The sequence below is a fragment of the Dongia sp. agr-C8 genome, from assembly GCF_054658695.1.
The window spans coordinates 765,951-784,876 of sequence record NZ_BAAGHZ010000002.1 but is presented as its reverse complement, the minus strand read 5'-3'; the positions used below and the strand labels follow the sequence as shown (position 1 = coordinate 784,876).

The window sequence follows — 18,926 nt, the reverse complement described above, 5'->3', positions numbered from 1 at the left end:
GGCAAGGGGGCGCCCGAGGCTATGAGCGGGTTCGATCTCATCATCTTCGATTGCGATGGCGTGGTGGTGGACAGCGAGATCCTGAGCTGCGGCTGCCTGCTCACGCTGTTGCGCCAGCATGACATCGAGATCGACCTCGCCGAGGTCTATCAGCGCTTCCTCGGGCGCAATTTCCAGACCGTCGCCGATCAGTATCGCGTTTGGCGCAACGAGCCGGTGCCCGGGGACTTCCGCGCGAAGTGGGAGGCGGCGATCCGCCTGGCCTTCTCGGCCTCGCTCGCGGCCATGCCGGGCGTGATCGATCTCCTGAAGAGCCTGCAGACGCCGGTCTGCATCGCCTCATCCAGCGATCTCGACCGCGTCACCTTTTCGCTCTCGCTGGCGAAGCTGACCGAGTTCTTCGGCGGCCATGTCTTCACCTCGCAGATGGTGAAGCGGGGCAAGCCGGCGCCGGATCTCTTCCTGCACGCCGCCGCGGTCATGGGCGTCGCCCCGGAACGCGCGCTGGTGATCGAGGACAGCGTCGCCGGCGTCATCGCCGCCCAGGCGGCCGGCATGACCGTCTGGGGCTTCACCGGCGGCGCCCATTATGCGGGCCGGGAGGGTCGGGCCGCTTTGGAGGCTTCCGGTGCCGCGCAGGTCTTCGATAAGATGAGCGACCTCAAACGCTCTCTGACCTCGTGATCCTGCGATGGCGGCCGACAACGAACGATCCAAGCTCGAAGACGCGGCGCGCGCCGGCTGGCTCTATTACATCGCCGGCAATACCCAGGACGAGATCGCCAAGAAGCTGAAGGTCAGCCGGGCCACGGCCCAGCGCCTGGTCTCGCTCTGTCTCTCCGAGCGGCTTATCACCTTCAAGCTGGAACACCCGATCGCGGCCTGCATGGAGCTGGCGGCCCGGCTCACCGAAAGATATACCTTGCGCCTCTGCGAGGTGGTGCCGACCGATTCCGTCGCGCCCAATGCCGTGACCGGGGTCGCGAACCGCGCCGCGGCTCTGCTGGAATCCACCTTGCGCGCCGAGAAGCCGGCCATCATCGCGATCGGCACCGGCCGCACCATGCGGGCCGCGGTCGAGCAAGTGCCGCCGATGGACTGCCCGAACCATCAGTTGGTCTCGCTGGTCGGCAACATCTCGCCGGACGGTTCGGCCAGCTTCTTCGACACCCTGGCGCGGCTCGCCGACCTCACCAAGGCGCGGCACTATCCGGTGCCGCTGCCGGTGTTCCTGGCATCCGACGCCGAACGCCAGCAGGTTCTGAAGATCGCGCCGGTCTCGCGGGTCCGCGCGCTCGCCGAGAAGGCGGACCTGCGCCTGGTCGGCATCGGCCAGCTCGACCAGGATGCCCAGGTCTACCGCGACGGCTTTGTGACCCGCGACCAGCTGCTGGAAATGCTCCGGCTCGGCGCGGTGGGCGAGGTGACGGCTTGGGCAATCGATGCCGAGGGCCGGGTGATCAACGGCGGCACCAACAAGCGCCTGACCAGCATGCCGCTGCCGATCCCGGCCAAGAATCTGACAGTTGCCGCGGCGCTCGGCGCCTCCAAAGTCGTGCCGATCCGCGCCGCACTCATCGGCCGCATCGTCAACGGCCTCATCACCGACGAGGCCACGGCGCAGGCCCTGTTGAAAGCCTAGGCTCCGCTCAAGTCCCGCGCCAGTTGCTGGCACCCTGATGCATCGCAGCCATGCCGAGACTGATACCCTCGGGTGATTGTGGCTGACTTATCTCTGGGCTAGGACGCTTGGATCGCGCAGCCCTCATCGTCCCCCGAAGGCTGCCGCGACTGTGTTCCTGCCACCACAGCTCCCGGAAAGGATCATCCATGGCCCTCGAACTTCCCCCGCTGCCGTTCGCGATCGATGCCCTCGCGCCGCATATGTCGCGCGAGACGCTGGAATATCACCACGGCAAGCATCACAAGGCCTATGTCGACAAGGCGAACTCGCTGCTCGAGGGCAAGGATCTCGCCAAGAAGCCGCTCGAGGAGATCATCCGCGCGGCCGCGAAGGCGGGCGACAAGCCGCTGTTCAACAACACGGCGCAGATCTGGAACCACAGCTTCTTCTGGAACTGCCTCGCGGCCCCCGGCAAGAAGCCCGAGGGCGAGCTGAAGACGCAGATCGACAACACCTTCGGCTCGCTGGAAGCGCTGCTGAAGAAGCTGCAGGAAGAGGCGGTGGGCCATTTCGCCAGCGGCTGGGCCTGGCTGGTGGTGAAGGACGGCAAGCTCGCTGTCACCTCCTACCACGACGCGGACACGCCGGTCGTCCATGACGGTGTCACGCCGCTCCTGACCTTGGATGTCTGGGAGCACGCCTATTACATCGATTATCGCAACGCACGCCCGAAGTTCGCCGAGTCGGTGCTGAACAACATCGTCAACTGGGACTTCGTTGCGCAGCAGCTCAAAGCCGCGAAGTCGCTGAAGGCCGCGCAGTAGCCCGCGCGAGATGCGCGGATCAAGTCCGCGCATGACGAAATAGGCCGTCACCCGCGGGCTTGACCCGCGGGTCCGGTGCCAGCACGGAGGCCGGTGGAGCGATCCACCGGCCTTTTTCTATGCTGCGGCGCGTCATCGAATTGCCATTGACTCCGCTGCGCCGGGGTGTGAGCGTATGCTCAATGTCGGAGCAAACACTCACGACGGTAACTGGGAGGATAAAATGAAACGGTTGATCGGAGCCGCACTCAGTGCGGCTGCGCTGCTTGCGGCAATGCCCGCCTTCGCGGAAACCACGCTGACCGTCGCCACGGTCAATAACGGCGACATGATCCGCATGCAGGGCCTGACCTCGGACTTCGAGGGCAAGAACCCCGACATCAAGGTGAAATGGGTGACCCTGGAGGAGAACGTGCTCCGCCAGAAGGTGACCACCGACATCGCCACCAAGGGCGGGCAGTTCGACGTTCTGACCATCGGCACCTATGAAGTGCCGATCTGGGCCAAGAAGAACTGGCTGGTGGCGCTCGACAAGCTGCCGGCCGATTACGACGTCGATGACCTGCTGCCGAAGATCCGCGACGCGCTCTCGGTCGATGGCAAGCTCTACGCCGCGCCGTTCTACGGCGAAAGCTCGATGATCATGTACCGCACCGACCTGATGGAGAAGGCCGGCCTGAAGATGCCGGACAGCCCGACCTGGGACTTCGTCATCGATGCGGCGAAGAAGATGACCGACAAGGCGAATGACGTCTACGGCATCTGCCTGCGCGGCAAGGCCGGATGGGGCGAGAACATGGCCTTTCTGACCGCCATGTCCAACTCCTTCGGCGCCCGCTGGTTCGACGAGAAGTGGGAGCCCCAATTCAATTCGCCGGAATGGAAGGACACGCTCACCACCTACGTCAACCTGATGAAGGAAGCGGGCCCTCCGGGCGCCAGCTCCAACGGCTTCAATGAGAATCTCGCGCTGTTCAATGCCGGCAAGTGCGGCATGTGGATCGACGCGACGGTGGCGGCCTCCTTTGTGACCAACCCGAAGGATTCCAAGGTCGCCGACAAGGTCGGCTTCGCGCTGGCCCCGAACAAGGGCCTCGGCAAGAACGCCAACTGGCTCTGGGCCTGGAGCCTCGCCATTCCGGCGGGCTCGCAGAAGACGGAAGCCGCGGAGAAGTTCGTCGCCTGGGCGACCAGCAAGGGCTACACCGAGCTCGTCGCCTCGAAGGAAGGCTGGGCCAACGTGCCGCCGGGCACCCGCACCTCGCTCTACAACAACCCAGAATACACCAAGGCCGCGGCCTTCGCGAAGATGACCATCGACTCGATCAACTCGGCCGATCCCAGCCATCCGACCGTGAAGCCGGTGCCCTATGTCGGCGTGCAATACGCCGCCATTCCGGAGTTCCAGGGCCTCGGCACCACCGTCGGCCAGCAATTCTCCGCGGCGCTCAGCGGTGCCACCACCGTCGATGCAGCGCTCGCGGCGGCGCAGAAGGCGGTGGAGCGAGAGATGAAGCGTGCCGGCTACATCAAGTAAGGCAAGCCTCCCACTTCATCGTGGACCGGGTAAACTCCACCCGGTGACCTAGGGCCATCCGACCGACCACGCACCCGGTCGGATGGCCGCCTTGTTTCGGTGACGAAGCCCAGGGGAACTTCTGTCATGGCGACACAACAGACACGCACCTTGGGCCGGGTCCTGATCGCACCGGCGGTCGGGCTGCTCTTCGTCTGGATGATCGTCCCGCTGGCAATGACGATCTACTTCTCGCTCCAGTACAAGAACCTGCTCAATCCCGGCGAGGAGAGTTTCGCCGGCCTCGACAATTTCGAATACTTCCTGACCGACCCGGCCTTCTTCACGGCGCTGTTCAACACGCTGGTTCTGGTCGGCTCGGTGCTGCTGATCACCATCGTGCTGGGCACCTTCATCGCCCTGCTGATGAACCTGCCGATCTACGGCCGCAATATCGTGCGCCTGATGGTGATCGCGCCCTTCTTCGTCATGCCGACCGTCAGCGCGCTGGTCTGGAAGAACCTGCTGATGCACCCGGTCTCCGGCCTGTTCGCCTGGCTGATGACCCTGGTCGGCTTGGAGCCGATCGACTGGTTCGCCGAGGTGCCGATGCTCTCGGTGATCCTGATCGTCGCCTGGCAATGGCTGCCCTTCGCAACCCTGATCCTGCTGACCGCCCTGCAGTCGCTCGATGAGGAGCAGAAGGAAGCGGCGGAGATGGACGGGGCGGGGGCGATCTCGACCTTCTTCTACATCACCATCCCGCACCTCGCGCGGCCGATCACGGTCGTGATCCTGATCGAGACCATCTTCCTGCTGACGGTCTTCGCAGAGATTTTCGTCACCACCGGCGGCGGCCCCGGCCTGCAGACCACGAATCTCGCCTTCCTGATCTACCAGGCGGCCCTGCTGCAATTCGACGTCGGCAGTGCTTCGGCCGGCGGTCTGGTCGCCGTGGTGATCGCCAACATCCTCGCCTTCTTCCTGGTCCGCATCGTCGGACGGAACCTGGAGGCCTGAGCCATGGCACGCAAAGTCACCGGCACCAGGATGGTGGTGAGCACCGCCGCGGCTTGGCTGGTCGGTTTCATCATCTTCTTCCCGATCCTCTGGATGATGCTGACCAGCTTCAAGACCGAGCTCGACGCCTTCGCGATCCCGCCGCAATTCCTGTTCTTCCACTGGACCACGGAGAACTACGGCGTGGTCCAGGAGCGCAGCGACTACATGCTGCATGCGATCAACTCGATCGTCACCGCCGGCGGCTCGACGCTGGTCGCCATGCTGATTGCGATCCCGGCCGCCTGGGCCATGGCCTTCGCGCCCACCAAGCGCACCAAGGACATCCTGCTCTGGATGCTCTCCACCAAGATGATGCCGGCGGTCGGCGTGCTGGTGCCGATCTATCTCATCTACCGCGACTTCGGCCTGCTCGACACCAAATTCGGCCTGGTGGTCGTGCTCTGCCTCGGCAACCTGCCGATCGTGATCTGGATGCTGTTCACCTATTTCAAGGAAATCCCCAAGGACATCCTCGAGGCGGCACGCATGGATGGCGCCACCATCGCCAAGGAGCTCTTCTTCGTGCTGACGCCGATGGCCTTGCCCGGCATCGCCTCGACCTTGCTCCTGAACGTGATCCTGGCCTGGAACGAGGCCTTCTGGACGCTCAACCTTTCGACTTCGGCCGCGGCGCCGCTCACCACCTTCATCGCCTCATATTCGAGCCCGGAAGGTCTGTTCTGGGCCAAGCTCTCGGCCGCCTCGACCTTGGCCATCGCACCGATCCTCATTCTCGGTTGGTTCAGCCAGAAGCAGCTGGTGCGCGGCCTCACCTTCGGCGCCGTGAAATAAGAAGACACAGGGGAACCGGCAGATGGGCAGCATCACTCTGGAAAACGTCGAGAAGGCCTTCGGCGCCACCAAGATCATCCAGGGCGCCTCGCTGGAGATCGACGACGGATCCTTCGTGGTCTTCGTCGGCCCTTCGGGCTGCGGCAAGACCACTTTGCTTCGCTTGATCGCCGGGCTGGAGGACGTTACCGGCGGCCGCATCCTGATCGACGGCGCCGACGTCACCAATGTGCCGCCGGCCAAGCGCGGCCTCTCCATGGTGTTCCAGTCCTACGCGCTCTATCCGCATATGAGCGTCCGCGGCAACATCGCCTTCGGCCTCAAGATGGCCGGGACGCCGAAGGCGGAGATCGACCGCAAGGTCGAAAGCGCCGCCTCGATCCTCAATCTGACACCCTATCTCGAGCGCAAGCCGCGCGACCTCTCCGGCGGCCAGCGCCAGCGCGTCGCGATCGGCCGCGCCATCGTGCGCGAACCCAAGGCCTTCCTGTTCGACGAGCCCCTGTCCAACCTCGACGCTGCCCTGCGCGTGCAGATGCGCCAGGAGGTGACGCGGCTGCAGCGCCAACTGGCCACCACGGCGATCTACGTGACTCACGACCAGGTCGAGGCCATGACCATGGCCGACCGCATCGTGGTGCTGAACGCCGGCCGGATCGAGCAATACGGCTCGCCGCTGGAGCTCTACGAGCATCCGGCCAATCTCTTCGTCGCGGGCTTCATCGGCTCGCCGAAGATGAACTTCATCGGCAAGCAGGTGGCCGGGCAGTTCGGTGCGGCCACCATCGGCGTCCGCCCGGAGCACATCACGGTGGGGCGTGATGGCGACGGTTGGGAAGGCACGGTCGGCGTGGCGGAGCATCTCGGCAGCGACACCTTCGTCTATGTGGACGTGCCCCAGATCGGGACGCTCACCGCGCGCACCGTCGGCGAGATGGGAATCCGGGTCGGCGACCGCATTCGGCTGCGCCCCGACGAACGGCGCATCCATCGCTTCGACCCCGAGGGCAGGACACTCGCCGCATGAAGCTGGAGGGCAAGGTCGCCGTCATCACCGGAGGCGCCCGCGGCATCGGCGCCGCCATCGCAACGCGCTACGCCGCGGAGGGCGCCCAGGTTGTGATCGCCGATCTCTTGGCCGACGACGCGCTGGCAACGGCCAAGGCGATCGGCGGAGATGCCTTCTCGCTGCCGGTCGACGTCACCCGCATCGCCTCGATCGAGGCCATGGTGGATGCGGTCGTGGCTCGTGCCGGCGGCATCGACATCCTGGTCAATAACGCGGCGATCTTCGACATGGGGCCGATCGTCGAGGTGACCGAGAAGAGCTGGGACAGCCAGTTCGCGGTCAACACCAAGGGTCTGTTCTTCACTCTGCAGTCCGTGGCGAAGCGGATGATCGCCCAGAACGAGGCCGCGCCCGAACGGCGGGGCAAGATCATCAACATCGCCTCCCAGGCCGGCCGCCGGGGCGAGCCGCTGGTCGCGGTCTATTGCGCGACCAAGGCGGCGGTCATCAGCCTCACCCAGTCCGCCGGCCTCGGCCTCATCAAGCACCGCATCAATGTCAACGGCATCGCGCCGGGCGTGGTCGACACCCCGATGTGGGAGCGCGTCGATGCTCTGTTCGCGAAATACGAAGGACGTCCGATCGGCGAGAAGAAGCGCCTGGTCGGCGAGGCTGTGCCCTTCGGCCGCATGGGTCTGCCCGACGACCATACCGGCGCCGCCGTCTTCCTCGCCTCATCCGATTCCGACTACGTGGTCGCCCAGACGCTCAACGTCGATGGCGGCAACTGGATGAGCTGAACTACTCCCCGAAGCCATAAGAGAAGCATCATGTATCTCGACAAATTCAAGCTCAACGGACGCAACGCCCTGGTGACCGGCGGTGGCCGCGCCATCGGCCTGGCCTGCGTCGAGGCGCTGGCCGAGGCCGGCGCCAAGGTCATCATCGCCGATTTCGATGCCGCGGTGGCCGCCGAAGGCCAGAAGGCGATGAAGGCCAAGGGCTATGACGTCGAAACGGTGCTGATGGATGTGACCAAGACCGACCAGGTCGGCAAGGTCGCCAACGACGTGGTGAAGCGGCACGGCAAGATCGACATCCTGGTCAACAACGCCGGCATCGCCCGCAGCGAGACCCCGGCCGAGACGGTCACCGACGAGCATTGGCTGAATGTGATCGACGTGAACCTGAACGGCACCTTCTGGTGCTGCCGCGAGTTCGGCAAGCATATGCTGGCGCGGAAGTCAGGCACCATCGTCAACATCGGCTCGATGTCCGGTTTCATCGTCAACAAGCCGCAGGAGCAGTCCTACTACAACGCGTCCAAGGCGGCGGTGCATCACCTGACCAAGTCGCTGGCGGCGGAGTGGGGTGCGCGCGGCGTCAGGGTCAACGCGGTTGCCCCGACCTATATCGCGACGCCCCTGAACGAGTTCGTGAAGTCCAAGCCGGACATGTACAACGCCTGGATCGGCGGCACGCCGATGGCGCGCCTGGGCGAGGTCGAGGAGATCGCCTCGGTGGTGCTGTTCCTGGCCTCCGACGCCGCCAGCCTGCTGACCGGCAGCATCGTCCTGGCCGACGGCGGCTATACCTGCTGGTAGGCGCCGCAAGCGCCCTTTCCCTCCCGCCGCTACACCCTCTAAGATCGGCGCAACAAACCGGGTCGAGGGGAAGCAGGCGTGGGGGAGAGCGGGCGAGCCTTCATCGGCGTCGATGTCGGCACGACAAGTGCGAGAGCCGGGATCTTCGATGGAGCCGGCAGCTTGCTGGCGACGGCGAAGCATCCAATCCTGATCTGGCACGAGCCCGGCGACATCGTCGAGCAGTCTTCCGAGGACATCTGGCGGGCCTGTGCGACCGCGATCCGAGCCGCCATGGCCGAAGCGAAGCTTGCCCCCGATGCCATCGGCGGCATCGGCTTCGACGCCACCTGCTCGCTGGTCGCCCTGGCCGACGGCGACCGGCCGCTCACCGTCAGCCGCTCCGGCGATCCACGGCGCAACGTCATCGTCTGGATGGATCACCGCGCGACCCAGCAGGCGGAGCGGATCAGCAAGACCGGCCACGCGGTGCTGCGCCATGTCGGCGGCATCATCTCGCCGGAAATGGAGACGCCGAAGCTGCTCTGGCTGAAGGAGCAGCTGCCGGAAACCTATGCCGCCGCGTCCCAGTATTTCGATCTCGCCGACTATCTCACCTATCGCGCCAGCGGCGATGCCGCCCGATCGATCTGCACCGTCACCTGCAAATGGACCTATCTCGCTCATGACGACGGCTGGGACGACGACTATTTCCGTGAAGTCGGCCTCGCGGAACTCATCACCGACAACCACGCGCGCATCGGCAACCGCATCGTCGAGCCGGCGACGGCGCTTGGGCGCGGTCTGACGGCGCAGGCCGCCGCCGATCTCGGCTTAAGCGCCGGCACGCCGGTCGCCGCCTCGCTGATCGACGCCCATGCCGGCGCGGTCGGTACGATCGGCGGCAGTGTCTGCGGCCATGGGCACGAGACCGTCGATGCACTGGATCGTCTCGCCTACATCATGGGCACCTCGGCTTGCATCATGGCCTCGACCGCCGAGCCGCGTTTCGTGCCGGGCGTCTGGGGGCCATACTATTCCGCGATGCTGCCCGGGCGCTGGCTGAACGAAGGCGGCCAGTCGGCGGCCGGCGCCGGAATCGACCATCTGGTGCGCGCGCATCCGGCCTTCGGCGAAGCCGAGGCCGTTGCGGAGAAGGCGGGACAAGGCATCCTGGAGCTTCTCGAGCACCGGGTGCTGGCGCGGAGTCCGTCGCTTTCGGACGCTGCGCGGCTGGCCAGGGAATACCATGTCCTGCCGGAGTTTCTCGGCAACCGCTCGCCCTTCGCCGATCCCGACGCCCGGGCGATCATCGCCGGCCTCGACCTCGAGCGCACGATCGAGAGCCTGGAACAGCTCTATGTCGCCGGCCTCTGCGGCCTCGCTTATGGCCTGGCCGACGTGGTCGATGCGATGCGCGCGCAGGAGATCCAGTGCGGCCTGATGGTGATCAGCGGTGGCGCCGCGAAGAGCCCGCTGGTGCGGCAGATCATGGCCGACACCACCGGCCTCGCAGTGGCGCTGCCGGCGACGCCCGAGCCGGTGCTGCTCGGATCGGCGATGCTGGGTGCGGTTGCGGGCGGCGTCTATCCCTCGCTCGATTCCGCGATGCACGCCATGTCGAAGATCGGCGAGATCGCGGCGCCGAATCCGGCGCTCGCCGGTTTCCATGCCGCCAAGCGCAAGGTGCACCGCTTGCTGCAGGAGCTCGACCGCGAGAGTCGCGCACTCATGAAGACGTTATGAAGGCCGGCCTCAGGCGCCCGGCTTGAGTCCCTCGGCCTTCGCCTGGGCGGCAGCGGGATGGTCGACCGGCGTCTCGATCGATGACCGCCGCCAGCGCCAGGTCAGCTCGAACTCGCGAATCTCCGAGGGCGCCATCGGCCGGGCGATGTGAAAGCCCTGGGCTTCGTTGCAGCCGAGCTGGGTCGCGAACTTCAGCGCATAGGCATCCTCGATGCCCTCGATCACGCAGCGCATCTCGAGATTCTGCGCGAGTTGCGCCAGCGATCGCACGATCACCGCGTTCTCCGCCGAGCGTTCGAGTTTGATGACGAAGGAGCGATCGATCTTGAGCTCCGAGAACGGCATCTGCCGCAGGCGCACCAGCGAGGAATGGCCGGTGCCGAAATCATCGATCGAGAGGCGGAAACCCATAAGCCGCAGGCGGGTCATGGTCTCCATGGCCACCAGATTGTCGCGCTCCAGCGCGCGCTCGGTCATCTCCAGGGTGATCGCGGTGTTGGGAACCTTGTGCTCGGCGCAGATCGCGGCCAGGCGATCGGGGAGATCCTGCTCGAAGGAGACGCTGGCGCAGAGGTTGATGGCAACGTCGAGCTCGCGCCCGCTTTCGCTCCACTGGCGGCGCTGCTCGATCGCCGCGCGGAAGATGCGGTCGTTGAGCGCGGGCATCAACCCAGCCTCCTCGGCGATCGAGATCGCGAGCTCCGGTGCCACCGGCCGATCGGCGGCGTCGCGGCAGCGCAGCAGCGCCTCGACGCCGCAGAAGGCGGCATCGCTCAACCGGATCTTCGGCTGGTAATGCAGGATCGGCGCATCGCCGTCGATGATACCCCGAAGGGTCGCGGCCGAGAACGGCATGGTGGTGCTGTAAAGATCGGAGAGCGTGCGCCGGAGTTCCTCGAAGCGCACCGGCTTGTGCAGCACCGCGCCGATGTCGAGTCCGCGCTGCCGCGCGATCTCGGCGCTCACCTCCAGGAGGCGCGTGTCGGCGCCGGAGATGATCACGATCTTCGCCTGGATGCCGAGCCCGGCGAGGCCCTGGATCAGCTGGACGCCGTCGCCATTGGGCATCTGCATGTCCATGACGATGATGGTCGGCGAGAGCGTCTTCAGCTTGTTGAGCGCATCGCTGCCGGAGACCGCGCCCACCGCTTGCATGCCGACGGATTCGGCGACGTGCTGCACGAAATTCCGGATACCGGGCTCGTCATCGACGATCAGGGTGATGGGACGATTCTGGCCGGCTGCTTCCATCGGGGGACCCGCCGCGGTTGTCTTCGATGCGCCCGTCAGGCTAGGGGTACGAATCTTAACAACTTGTTATCATCGATAGCAGGTCGGAGGATGCTGCTCCTAGCACGGGGCTCAGCGAATGACGAGAACTCCGGCGGGGAGCCGTGGCCGGAATCACGGCTAGGTGCTAATGCGCTGAGACTCCATCCGTTTAGCGAAACGCACTGCATTCACGCCGCGGCTGCGTGATTGAGCGGCGGCAATCAAACACCGCGGGCATGATGTAGAACAGGAAATTTATTTATTTCGCCGGGCGCGGAACCGGCGCGCGCGGCGCTCGATGGTAGCAAAAGTCCCGATTCGTTGCGTCAGCCGTTCAGCTTGGCCAGATCCTCCTGAATCTCCTGCTTGCGGCCGATATCGGCATCCTCGCGACCGGGCCGGGCCGGCGCCTGCAACGCCTTCTCGAGGAAGGTCCGCGCCTTCTCCTTCTCGCCCTGCTCGATCATGAAGTCGCCGTAGAAGAAGTTGACGTCGAGCGCGCTCGGCGCGATGGCCAGGGCGCGATCGAGATACTGCTTCGCCTTCTTGTCGCTGCCGAAGCCGATCGGCCAGCCCGGGACCTTGTAATAGAGCACGCCCAGCGAGGTGAGCGCGCCGGCGTCCAGCGCCTTCTCGTCGATCTTGGCGGCGGCCATGGCGATGTCGCGCGCCTTTTCCGCCAGGTCGAGGGCCCCCAGGCCGCCTTTCGCGCCGGCATAGGAGCTGAGGATGATCGCCTGCCAGATCATCGGCTCGGCCTTGGCGGGATACTGCCGGGCCAGCGCGTCGGCTTGCGCGACCAGGGCCGGATATTGCGCTTCCTGCTGCTTCTCCGGGGTCTGGTAATAGACCTTCGCCCAGGCATGGCCGAGCTCGGAGATCCCGGTCCCCATTTCATCGGCCGCAGCGGCGCCGCTGATCTGCAGCAGCGTGGCCAGGCCGATCGTTGCCAACAATACGCGCTTCTTCATGGTCAGGCTCTCCTCTCGACAATCCCGCCCGCTTCATCGGCATGGTCGAGCATGCGGCGATTGAGCGTGGCGAGGGAACGGTCCACGACGCCGGGCAGCAGCCCGTTGAGGCGGACCAGCAGGCGCTCCATGGCGCCGATGGTGTGCTCGGTCTTGGTGCCGAATACCGCGGCGGCAATGACGCCGGCCGCGGTCTCCGGTGCATCGGTATTCATCCGTACGTCTTGCGCCATGCGATCCATGGCGTCGGTGTTGAGCGCGGTCCGCGTGTAGCGCGGGGCCACATAAGTGACCGAGACTCCGCTGCCCCGCAGCTCGCGGCGCAGCGCCTCGGAGAAGCCGCGCAGGCCGAACTTGCTGGCGCAATAGACACCGAAGCCGGCAAAACCGACGCCGCCCATCACGGATCCCACGTTCACGATCCGGCCGCGGCCCTGTGCCAGCATGCCCGGCAGCGCGGCGCGGCAGAGCTGGATCGGCGCCAGCAGGTTGGTCGCGATCAGGGCCTCGATCCGCTCCGGCGCGGCGAAGGTGAAGCGGCCGAAATCATTGACGCCGGCGCAGTTGACCAGGACATCGATGCCGCCCAGCATCTCCGTCGCCTGCGCGATCACCCGCGCCGCCGTCCCGGAGACGCCGAGGTCGGCGGCGATCACGGCCGTGCCGGCGGCGCGCGGTGCCAGCCGATCTGCCAGCCGCCGCAGCCGCGCGGGATCGCGCGCGACCAAAGTCAGCCGGCTGCCGCGTGCGGCCAGGGCTGCGGCGGTCGCGGCACCGATACCGCCGCTGGCGCCGGTCAGCAGGATATGGCGCGGCGTCTCGGCCATGGCCCTCGTCATGCGATCGACCGGAAGATGTCGCCATAGAGCCGGAAGAATGTCTTCGCCGAGCGGATCACATCTGCGCGATCGTCGTCGTCTTCCAGCCGGTTCATCAGCTGTGCGAAGTTGGCGGTGTGGTCGATATCCAGCACGCCGTGCGAGTTGAGATAGGTAAAGGCCTGATCGGGCAGGTCGAGCGCCGCCTGCAGCGCAGCCGCGGCGCGGGTGGCGAGTGCCACGCTGGTCCCTTCCAGCACATGCGCCATGCCGAAGAAGCCGAGCGGGTTGCGGCGCTGCACGGTGTCGAAGGCATAGCCGACCATCACGTCGGTCGCCATGCCGGGGCCGGCGCGCCTCGCGGCCTCGGAATCGGCGCCGCAGGCCGCGATGTCGGCGAGGATCCACTCGTCGTGGCCGATCTCCTCCTCGATGTATTCGACCGCGGCCTTGCGCAGCCATTCCAGCCGCTCCGGCAGCCGCGCGGCGCAGAGCATCAGCAGCGGCACGGTGTGCCGCACGTGGTGGTAGGCCTCGGTCAGAAACGCGATGTACTGGTCGCGCGTCACCCGGCCGGCCAGCGCCAACTGGATGATCGGCGCTGCCAGCAGCGTATTCCGGTCCGTGGCCGTCTGCGTCACCAACTCGTCATGAAACATGGATTGCCTCGCCCTCATAAAGCCCTTCGAGCCGCGTGCGATAGCGCGCGAAGATCGCCTCGCGTCGCAGCCGGCCATTCGGCGTCGCCATGCCGTTCAGCGGCGAGAAGGCCTCGTCCGCGACGATCCAGCGACCGACCCTGGCATAGTCGGGCAGACTGTCATTCACCTTGCGGAGGTCAGCTTCCACCGCCGCGGTGAATGCGGCATTCCGCGGCACCAGCACCGCGGCGTTGAAGGGGCGCGCCTCTCCGAACACCGCAGCCTGCGCGATCGCCGGCCGCGCGGTCAGCTCGCACTCGACCCATTCCGGCGCGACGTTGCGGCCGAAGGCGGTGATGAACATGTTCTTCTTGCGGCCGTCGAGATGGAGGTAGCCGTCCGCGTCGAGATGGCCGATATCGCCGGTCGGCCAGTAGCCGTCCGTGGTCTGCGCCTCGGCGCCGCCGACATAGCCTTCGAACACCGCGCCCTTGGCCAGGATCTCGCCGTCCGCGGCGAGGCGCAGCTCGGCATGCGGCAGCACTCTGCCGACGCTGCCCAGGCGATTGGCGCCGGGTCCGTTGAAGGCGACGACCGAGCTCAGCTCCGAGAGGCCGTAGCCCTGGTAAACCGGCACGCCGAGCGCATCCGCCTGTTGCAACACCGCCGGCGCGATCGGCGCGCCGCCGACTGCTACCAGGCGCAGCTGCTGCGGGCGACGGCCCGCCTGGGAGATCGCGAACAGCAGGCCGGCCAAGGTCTGCGGCACGGTGACGATGCTGGTCGGCGCGTATTTCTCGATCGCCGCCAGCATCGCCCTGGTGTCGAGCTGCGACGAGCCGCCGAGGCCGACTTCAGCGAGGCTGGGGATGGCGGTGGCGGCGCCGGCCAGGATCGGCACGTCGATGCCGGCGATGTTCTCGAGCAAGGTCGCCAAAGGCAGCAGGCAGAGATGACGGTCCTCCGCGCTGCCCCGGCTTACCTCCAGCAGCGACTGCGCGACCCGATCGGTCGCGGCATCGGCGAGGCAGACGCCTTTCGCCGCTCCGGTCGTCCCAGAGGTATAGGTCACCTTCGCGGTCCGTCCCGGCAGCACGGTGGCGCGCGCGGGCTGCAGGCGCAGGCAGGAGGCGCGTTGCCCGATCAGGCTGCCGATCTCCTCGCGCCGGATCGTCTCCAACTCCGCCAGCGGCCGGTCGGTGATCAGGCTGTCGATGCCCGAACTCGCGATCACATGCGCAAGCTGCTGCGGGCTGAAGAAGGTCGGGATCGGCACCAGCGGCGTGCGCGTCCAGCGGGCGGCGAGATCGCAGACCGCCCAGCCGATGCCGTTGTCGAGCAGCAGCCCGCAGCGGCGACTGCGCCCGGCGAGCAAGGTCGAGGCGACGCTGAGCACGCGCTCGGCGAGGCCGGCATAATCGAGCGCGCGGTCGCCGCCGATGATCGCCGTAGCATGCGGCCGCTCGGCCGCGTGACGGCGCAGCGCCTGCAGGACCGCGCTCATGGTGCGGTTGCCTCGGCCGCCGCGCAAGGCAGCGCGCGCGGCTGGCTGCGGAACAGCGCACGGAAGCCGCTCGGCACATGCCCCGCCATCACGATCGGCCGGCTCTCGAAATAGCGACCCCAGGCGCGCCGCTCGCTCTCGCTGAGGCGGTCCGGCGTCGCCCGCGCGATCTCGAGCGGATGCAGGCCCAGGCGGTGGAAGGCGGAGCGCAGCCGGGCGACGCCGGTGAAGGTCACCCATTCGAAGCCGTGCTCGTGGAGATGCCGCGTCAGCAGCGCGATCATCGCCCGCGCGCCGCCCGGCCGCGAGGCGAGGTTGCCGACCTCGACGATGCCCCCGCGGGCGACCGTGCGGCCGGCGAGCCGGGCGATCCGCGCCTCGACCGGCTCGTCGAGATAGCATTCCATGAACAGCCGGGACTGCGCCGCCTCGCGCAGGCCGAAGCCGGCAATCATTTGTCCCGCCGCTGTGCTGAGCGAGAACAGCCGCGGCATCAGGTGGGTGAGCTGCGCCTGGTGATCCTGCATGAAGCGGTTGCGGATGAACTCCGTCACCGCCGCGCGATCATGCGCGCCATGTTCGGCGAGGGTGAGATCGGATTGGGGTCTCGAATTGCGGCGCATCGCTGCCATCGCTTTGTTGTCGATGGCCAGGATGCTAACGGCGGGGACTTACCGCACACTGTCCCTGCGTCGGTACCGTCCTCTCGACGCTTGATCCGCGTCAGCCCTTGATCGGCATGGGGCGGCCGCTATGGTGGCGGCTCCTTCAGGTTGGCTTAAGGTTGGCATGACATCACTGCAGCATCGACTCTTCCAGCGCCTGCGCGGACCGGCCTCGCTGCTGTTCTCGCTGGCGGTAGTGGGTCTTGCCTTCTATGGCCTGCATGGCGCGCTGCGCCATGTCGAGTTCGACAAGGTGCTGCAGGCATTGCGTGGCCTGCGCCTGCACGAGATCGTGATCGCGCTGCTCTTCACCGGCGGCAGCTTCCTCGCGATCGCCGGCCAGGAGTATTTCGCATTGCAGACCGCGGGGCGACCGCTGGCCTTCCCGGTGGCGGCGCTCGGCGGATTCATGGCGCAGTCGATCGGGCATTCCAGCGGCTTCTCGGTCGCGGTCGGCGGCGGGTTGCGTTATCGGCTCTACTCTATGTTCGGCGCGCGTTTCGCCGAGGTGGCGAAGGTGCAGGCCTCGTTCAGCGGCACACTCGCGCTGGCGCTCTGCCTGCAGATCGCCGCGGCGATGATCCTGCATCCCGGACTTCTCGATCATGAGATCCTGTTGCCGCACAGCCTCACGCGCGACATCGGCATCGGCCTGGCGCTGGTCTCGCTCACTCTCCTGGCCGCGACGTTGCGCGCGCGCCCGTTCCATCTCCTCGGCCGCAAGATCGAGACGCCGCCGTTCCGAACCGTCCTGCCGCAAGTCCTCTGCTCGGTGCTCGACATCGCCTGCCTCGCCGCGGCGGCCTATGCGCTGTTGCCCGCGGACCTCAATGCCGACTACGCGACCGTGCTCGGCATCGCCGTGGTCTCGCTCACTCTCGGCATCGCCAGCAGCGTGCCGGGGGGCTTGGGCGTCTTCGAATCCAGCGTGCTGCTGCTGATGGCGCCGTCCGCGTCACTCGCGGCGCCGGCGGTCGGCGCGCTGCTCGCCTTCCGCGCGCTCTATTATCTGCTGCCGCTGCTGCTCGGGCTCGTCACGCTCGGCGTGGTCGAGCTGTGGCGGAGGAACCAGCGCGGATAGACCCGTCGACCCCTCACCCCAGCCCTCTCCCGCAGGGGGAGAGGGGGATTTATTAGAGCCGCCCGGCCTGAAAGTCGGCGACGGCCTGGTGGATTTCCTCGGCGGTGTTCATCACGAAGGGGCCGTATTTCACCACCGGCTCGCGCAAAGGCTTGCCGGCGACCAGGATCAGCCGCGCCGGTCCTTCGTCGGCGGTGACGTTGAAGATCTCGCCTTGGGAAAGCACGGCGAGCTGCTGCTTCTCCACCGCTTTGACACCGATCATCCCGGCGCCCTCGAACATATAGGCGAAGGCGTTGTGCTCTTTCGGCAGGCGATGCGCGAAGCGGGCGCCCTTCTCGAGTGAGATGTCGAGATAGATGGGATCGGTGGCGACGCCGCCGATCGGGCCACGAATGCCCGCGACTTCGCCGGCGATCACCTTGACCGCGACGCCGGGCGCAGGCTGGGCGACCGGGATCTGCTCCGGCGCGTATTCCTGGTAGCGCGGCGCGCACATCTTGTCCTTGGCGGGGAGGTTGATCCAGAGCTGGAAGCCGCGCATCAGGCCGTCTTCCTGCTCCGGCATCTCGGAATGCACCAGGCCGCTGCCGGCGGTCATCCATTGCACCGAGCCCGGGACCAGCAGGCCGGAATTGCCCTTGTTGTCCCAATGCCGCATGCGGCCGTCGAGCATATAGGTCACGGTCTCGAAGCCGCGATGCGGGTGGTCGGGGAAGCCGCCGATATAGTCGGCGCCTTTCTCGGAGCCGAACTCGTCCAGCATCAGGAAGGGATCGAGGTCGGGGAGGGCGCGCTGGCCGATGACGCGGGTGAGCTTCACCCCGGCGCCGTCCGAAGTGGGCACGCCGCGGATCACCGCGACCACGCGGCGCTCGGTGCCGGTTTCGACTTCAGCCAGATGGGTGCTCATCGCCTCGTCCTCGTACATGCTGGGTCTATGCAGGGTCGGTCGAAGGTGCCCACGGCAGCGCCCCGGCACCAGGGCCGGACGGCAAGATGGGCTGTTCGCGGCCGGTTAACAATGTCCGGGCCGGCCCTGCTTAAAGGTGTCTGCGTCCGGCCTGCGTTGGCTGATCCGTCCGGGTCCTGTCCGGGTTTGAAGTTTCGTCTGCGTCCTGTCTGCCTGGGCGGATCGGTCTGCGCGGGGCGAGAAAATATTGCTTTTGTCTGCGTCCTGTCTGCGTGGGTTGAACAAAAAATCCGGTCGCCGCAATCAGTTAAGGGCGCGGTCGACACAGACGGGTTTCTCAAGTCTCAAGTTGGGTTCGCGTGTCTGGTAACGGTCCGGTCCATGCTGGCGGATTCTGTAAAGGCCGGCCCGTAGCTGCCTTGCCGGCAACATCTGAAAATACTCACGTTCTCGGAATCCAGGCCGAGTATCACACATAAATGTAAGCTCTCCTCTCTCGAAGATCAAGCGTGGAGCGAGGTGGAGATGCAACGCCTCGTGGCGATTTCCGGCTGCTCGGGCGCCAAGTCCAGTTTGCGCGAAGAGCTCGCCCGCCGCGGTCCTGCCACGGCAGAGGAGCCCGGCCGCCGCATCGTCCGTGAAGAGACGGCGCACGGCGGCACGGCCTTGCCGCCGCGGCGGCTCTGGAGCACGTGACTGGCGCGCCGGCGTTGGGCACATACGGCTATGCGCATCGCTATCACAAGCGCGTATTCAGGACGCCGCCGTGGCCGGAGATCTACGCGCATGAGCGTCAGACCGGATGCAGAATCTCGCACGGCATTGCTGAACGCCGATCCCACACCCCGCTGGATGTTCGCCGTCCAACTCTTACCCGAGTGACGTTGGTCATGTGCGGCCGTGTT

The 18,926-nt window shown here is 66.4% G+C and carries 19 protein-coding genes; 12 read left to right on the top strand and 7 right to left on the bottom strand.

Going from position 1 to position 18,926, the window contains the following annotated elements:
- The first annotated feature begins 21 nt into the window (after positions 1 to 21).
- The 10 genes from ACYQ4T_RS11225 to ACYQ4T_RS11180 all read left to right on the top strand — a co-directional run bounded on the left by ACYQ4T_RS11225 (position 22) and on the right by ACYQ4T_RS11180 (position 10,156).
- Complete coding sequence (locus ACYQ4T_RS11225) at positions 22 to 684, top strand: HAD family hydrolase (protein WP_459853829.1); 663 nt, start codon at positions 22 to 24, stop codon at positions 682 to 684.
- Positions 685 to 691: 7 nt separating this feature from the next.
- Positions 692 to 1,642: a sugar-binding transcriptional regulator gene (locus ACYQ4T_RS11220; protein WP_459853827.1), complete on the top strand. Its 951-nt coding sequence runs from the start codon at positions 692 to 694 to the stop codon at positions 1,640 to 1,642.
- Positions 1,643 to 1,830: 188 nt separating this feature from the next.
- Positions 1,831 to 2,448 (top strand): superoxide dismutase, encoded by a 618-nt coding sequence (locus ACYQ4T_RS11215; protein WP_459853824.1) that lies wholly within the window; start codon positions 1,831 to 1,833, stop codon positions 2,446 to 2,448.
- 223 nt (positions 2,449 to 2,671) lie between these two features.
- A complete protein-coding gene (locus tag ACYQ4T_RS11210) occupies positions 2,672 to 3,985 on the top strand; it encodes an ABC transporter substrate-binding protein (RefSeq protein ID WP_459853822.1) in 1,314 nt (437 codons plus the stop codon).
- A gap of 126 nt (positions 3,986 to 4,111) precedes the next feature.
- Positions 4,112 to 4,984: a carbohydrate ABC transporter permease gene (locus ACYQ4T_RS11205; RefSeq protein ID WP_459853820.1), complete on the top strand. Its 873-nt coding sequence runs from the start codon at positions 4,112 to 4,114 to the stop codon at positions 4,982 to 4,984.
- 3 nt (positions 4,985 to 4,987) lie between these two features.
- Entirely contained in the window at positions 4,988 to 5,818 is an 831-nt protein-coding gene (locus ACYQ4T_RS11200) for a carbohydrate ABC transporter permease (protein ID WP_459853817.1), read from the top strand.
- A 22-nt stretch (positions 5,819 to 5,840) separates the two neighbouring features.
- Positions 5,841 to 6,845, top strand: a complete 1,005-nt coding sequence (locus tag ACYQ4T_RS11195) for an ABC transporter ATP-binding protein (protein ID WP_459853815.1) — start codon at positions 5,841 to 5,843, stop codon at positions 6,843 to 6,845.
- The gene (locus ACYQ4T_RS11190) at positions 6,842 to 7,627 is read left to right on the top strand and encodes an L-iditol 2-dehydrogenase (protein ID WP_459853812.1); all 786 of its coding nucleotides are present in this window, start codon (positions 6,842 to 6,844) and stop codon (positions 7,625 to 7,627) included. The genes ACYQ4T_RS11195 and ACYQ4T_RS11190 overlap by 4 nt, the downstream gene beginning before the upstream one ends.
- 30 nt (positions 7,628 to 7,657) lie before the next feature.
- Entirely contained in the window at positions 7,658 to 8,431 is a 774-nt protein-coding gene (locus ACYQ4T_RS11185) for an SDR family NAD(P)-dependent oxidoreductase (RefSeq protein ID WP_459853809.1), read from the top strand.
- A gap of 78 nt (positions 8,432 to 8,509) precedes the next feature.
- Positions 8,510 to 10,156, top strand: a complete 1,647-nt coding sequence (locus ACYQ4T_RS11180) for an FGGY-family carbohydrate kinase (protein WP_459853807.1) — start codon at positions 8,510 to 8,512, stop codon at positions 10,154 to 10,156.
- A 9-nt stretch (positions 10,157 to 10,165) separates the two neighbouring features.
- Here the strand turns inward: ACYQ4T_RS11180 and ACYQ4T_RS11175 are convergent, their stop codons facing one another.
- The 6 genes from ACYQ4T_RS11175 to ACYQ4T_RS11150 form a co-directional block, all read right to left on the bottom strand.
- On the bottom strand, positions 10,166 to 11,407 hold the full coding sequence (locus tag ACYQ4T_RS11175; protein ID WP_459853804.1) for an EAL domain-containing response regulator: 1,242 nt from the start codon (positions 11,405 to 11,407) through the stop codon (positions 10,166 to 10,168).
- 347 nt (positions 11,408 to 11,754) lie between these two features.
- The gene (locus ACYQ4T_RS11170; RefSeq protein ID WP_459853801.1) at positions 11,755 to 12,399 is read right to left on the bottom strand and encodes a tetratricopeptide repeat protein; all 645 of its coding nucleotides are present in this window, start codon (positions 12,397 to 12,399) and stop codon (positions 11,755 to 11,757) included.
- 2 nt (positions 12,400 to 12,401) lie between these two features.
- Positions 12,402 to 13,226 carry an SDR family oxidoreductase gene (locus tag ACYQ4T_RS11165; RefSeq protein ID WP_459853799.1) on the bottom strand — a complete coding sequence of 275 codons (825 nt, stop codon included), beginning with the start codon at positions 13,224 to 13,226 and terminating at the stop codon, positions 12,402 to 12,404.
- A gap of 8 nt (positions 13,227 to 13,234) precedes the next feature.
- Positions 13,235 to 13,876, bottom strand: a complete 642-nt coding sequence (locus tag ACYQ4T_RS11160; RefSeq protein ID WP_459853797.1) for a TenA family transcriptional regulator — start codon at positions 13,874 to 13,876, stop codon at positions 13,235 to 13,237.
- The gene (locus ACYQ4T_RS11155; protein WP_459853795.1) at positions 13,866 to 15,362 is read right to left on the bottom strand and encodes an AMP-binding protein; all 1,497 of its coding nucleotides are present in this window, start codon (positions 15,360 to 15,362) and stop codon (positions 13,866 to 13,868) included. Before ACYQ4T_RS11155 ends, ACYQ4T_RS11160 begins: the two co-directional genes overlap by 11 nt.
- Positions 15,359 to 15,985 (bottom strand): thermostable hemolysin, encoded by a 627-nt coding sequence (locus tag ACYQ4T_RS11150; protein WP_459853793.1) that lies wholly within the window; start codon positions 15,983 to 15,985, stop codon positions 15,359 to 15,361. The genes ACYQ4T_RS11155 and ACYQ4T_RS11150 overlap by 4 nt, the downstream gene beginning before the upstream one ends.
- A gap of 166 nt (positions 15,986 to 16,151) precedes the next feature.
- On the opposite strand from ACYQ4T_RS11150, the gene ACYQ4T_RS11145 reads away from it, so the two are divergent.
- Positions 16,152 to 17,108 carry a hypothetical protein gene (locus ACYQ4T_RS11145; protein ID WP_459853791.1) on the top strand — a complete coding sequence of 319 codons (957 nt, stop codon included), beginning with the start codon at positions 16,152 to 16,154 and terminating at the stop codon, positions 17,106 to 17,108.
- A gap of 52 nt (positions 17,109 to 17,160) precedes the next feature.
- Here ACYQ4T_RS11145 and ACYQ4T_RS11140 read toward each other — a convergent pair whose 3' ends face one another.
- Positions 17,161 to 18,021, bottom strand: a complete 861-nt coding sequence (locus ACYQ4T_RS11140) for a pirin family protein (protein ID WP_459853788.1) — start codon at positions 18,019 to 18,021, stop codon at positions 17,161 to 17,163.
- A gap of 525 nt (positions 18,022 to 18,546) precedes the next feature.
- On the opposite strand from ACYQ4T_RS11140, the gene ACYQ4T_RS11135 reads away from it, so the two are divergent.
- Entirely contained in the window at positions 18,547 to 18,717 is a 171-nt protein-coding gene (locus tag ACYQ4T_RS11135) for an AAA family ATPase (RefSeq protein WP_459853786.1), read from the top strand.
- Positions 18,718 to 18,926 lie beyond the last annotated feature (209 nt).